Here is a 2,500-nt window from a genome sequence, read left to right as displayed (position 1 = left end):
CCGCCTACTTAGATGTTTCAGTTCAGCGGGTTAGCCCCCTTGCGGGTGACATACCTTCAGTATGCCGGGTTGCCCCATTCGGACACCCACGGATCAATGCTCATGTGCAGCTCCCCGCGGTTTTTCGCAGCTTATCACGTCCTTCTTCGCCTCTGAGAGCCTAGGCATCCCCCATACGCCCTTCTTTTGCTTGTCGCGGGCCATGGAACGACTTCCATGGCCACGCCCTCGTATTCCTTTACAAATATTCTATTCTACTTCGTGTTTCTTCTTTGACTTCACGTGACATCTCCCTAAGGATATGTCCGCTCCGTCCCAATATGTCAATGAACGTGGCGAATCGCCACCGATAATCATATATCAGCGCGGTCCGTGCAATGCTACAGAGATAAAAAAATCAATTACCCCCGGACATTGCCCAGTGGAGAATACCGGAGTCGAACCGGTGACCTCCTGCGTGCAAGGCAGGCGCTCTAGCCAGCTGAGCTAATTCCCCTTTATCAGTTGTCAGTTAACGGTTATCAGTTAACAGTACTATATAACGGCAACTCAACACCTAGAATTTCCTATTCAATATCAAATGAACTTCTCTCAGTAGTCTCGGGCAGGCTCGAACTGCCGACCTCTACATTATCAGTGTAGCGCTCTAACCAGCTGAGCTACGAGACTTCAACAATATATCATTATTGGCATTGAACAGACAACATCAGAAAAGATCCGGAACGGTCATCCCAGTGCGGGCCCGACATCATATCGGGCGACCTTTCTCTAGAAAGGAGGTGTTCCAGCCGCACCTTCCGGTACGGCTACCTTGTTACGACTTAGCCCTAGTTACCGATTTTGCCCTAGGCCGCTCCTTGCGGTCACGGACTTCAGGCACTCCCGGCTTCCATGGCTTGACGGGCGGTGTGTACAAGGCCCGGGAACGTATTCACCGGATCATGGCTGATATCCGATTACTAGCGATTCCAGCTTCACGGGGTCGAGTTGCAGACCCCGATCCGAACTGTGACCGGCTTTGTAGAGTCCGCGCCCCCTTGCGGGGTGGCTTCCCTCTGTACCGGCCATTGTAGCACGTGTGTGGCCCAGGACGTAAGGGCCGTGATGATTTGACGTCGTCCCCACCTTCCTCACGGTTTGCACCGGCAGTCCCGTTAGAGTCCCCAACTTTACTTGCTGGCAACTAACGGTAGGGGTTGCGCTCGTTATAGGACTTAACCTGACACCTCACGGCACGAGCTGACGACAACCATGCAGCACCTTGCGGGCGGTCCGAAGAAAGGGACGTCTCTGTCCCATGCAGCCCGCATTTAAGCCCTGGTAAGGTTCCTCGCGTATCATCGAATTAAACCACATGCTCCACCGCTTGTGCGGGCCCCCGTCAATTCCTTTGAGTTTCATTCTTGCGAACGTACTCCCCAGGTGGGATACTTATCACTTTCGCTTGGCCGCCGAGACCGAGGTCCCGACAGCTAGTATCCATCGTTTACGGCGTGGACTACCGGGGTATCTAATCCCGTTCGCTACCCACGCTTTCGTCCATCAGCGTCAGTATATGGTTGGTCACCTGCCTTCGCGATCGGTGTTCTATGTGATATCTATGCATTTCACCGCTACACCACATGTTCCGGCAACCCCACCATAACTCAAGACCTGCAGTATCAAGGGCAGTCCCACGGTTGAGCCGTGGCCTTTCACCCCTGACTTACAGGCCCGCCTACGGACCCTTTAAACCCAATGATTCCGGATAACGCTCGGACCCTCCGTATTACCGCGGCTGCTGGCACGGAGTTAGCCGGTCCTTATTCTTACGGTACCGTCAGCTCCCCTCACGAGGGGAGGTTTCTTCCCGTATAAAAGCAGTTTACAACCCATAGGGCAGTCATCCTGCACGCGGCATGGCTGGATCGAACCTTTCGGCCATTGTCCAATATTCCTCACTGCTGCCTCCCGTAGGAGTCTGGTCCGTGTCTCAGTACCAGTGTGGGGGATCCCCCTCTCAGGGCCCCTAACCATCGTTGCCTTGGTAAGCCGTTACCTCACCAACAAGCTAATGGTACGCATGGCCATCTTTGTCCGATAAATCTTTAAACATCCCATCATGCAATGTGATGTTACCATGGGGCATTAATCCAAATTTCTCTGGGCTATTCCCCTGACAAAGGTAGGTTCCATACGCGTTCCGCACCCGTGCGCCGGTCGTCAGCAAATAGCAAGCTATCCCTGTTACCCCTCGACTTGCATGTGTTAGGCCTGCCGCTAGCGTTCATCCTGAGCCAGGATCAAACTCTTCATTGTAATGCGTCATATACTATATGTCGCCCCAAATACAACTGAGCCCGGCACCAAAATGGTTCATTCTAAATCTTCTCTGATTTACGCTGTCTGTTTCAATAATGCCAATGAACTTCTCTTTATATAAAGACAAAAAAAACGCCCTTCCGAGCTCCCTTTCCGTCCCCGCAAAAACAATACCTTTACCGTTTTAGCGGGTGCAAAT

Annotated in this window: 2 tRNA genes and 2 rRNA genes (1 of these 4 cut by a window edge); all 4 read right to left on the bottom strand. The window is 52.6% G+C overall.

Annotated features, from left to right (window positions below):
- A 23S ribosomal RNA gene (locus ACOKFD_RS00020) occupies nucleotides 1–196 on the bottom strand; it reaches 2,626 nt to the left of the window's first position.
- Between the two features lie 226 nt (nucleotides 197–422).
- Nucleotides 423–496 (bottom strand) — tRNA-Ala (locus tag ACOKFD_RS00015).
- Nucleotides 497–595: 99 nt separating this feature from the next.
- A tRNA-Ile gene (locus ACOKFD_RS00010) sits at nucleotides 596–669 on the bottom strand.
- Between the two features lie 103 nt (nucleotides 670–772).
- Nucleotides 773–2,298, bottom strand: a 16S ribosomal RNA gene (locus tag ACOKFD_RS00005).
- Together the 16S and 23S rRNA genes with 2 tRNA genes alongside form the textbook arrangement of a ribosomal RNA operon.
- Nucleotides 2,299–2,500: the final 202 nt, after the last annotated feature.

The organism is Flagellimonas ulvae, from assembly GCF_049333175.1.
Lineage (GTDB): Bacteria > Bacteroidota > Bacteroidia > Flavobacteriales > Flavobacteriaceae > Flagellimonas.
This window is presented reverse-complemented; position numbering and strand designations above follow the sequence as displayed.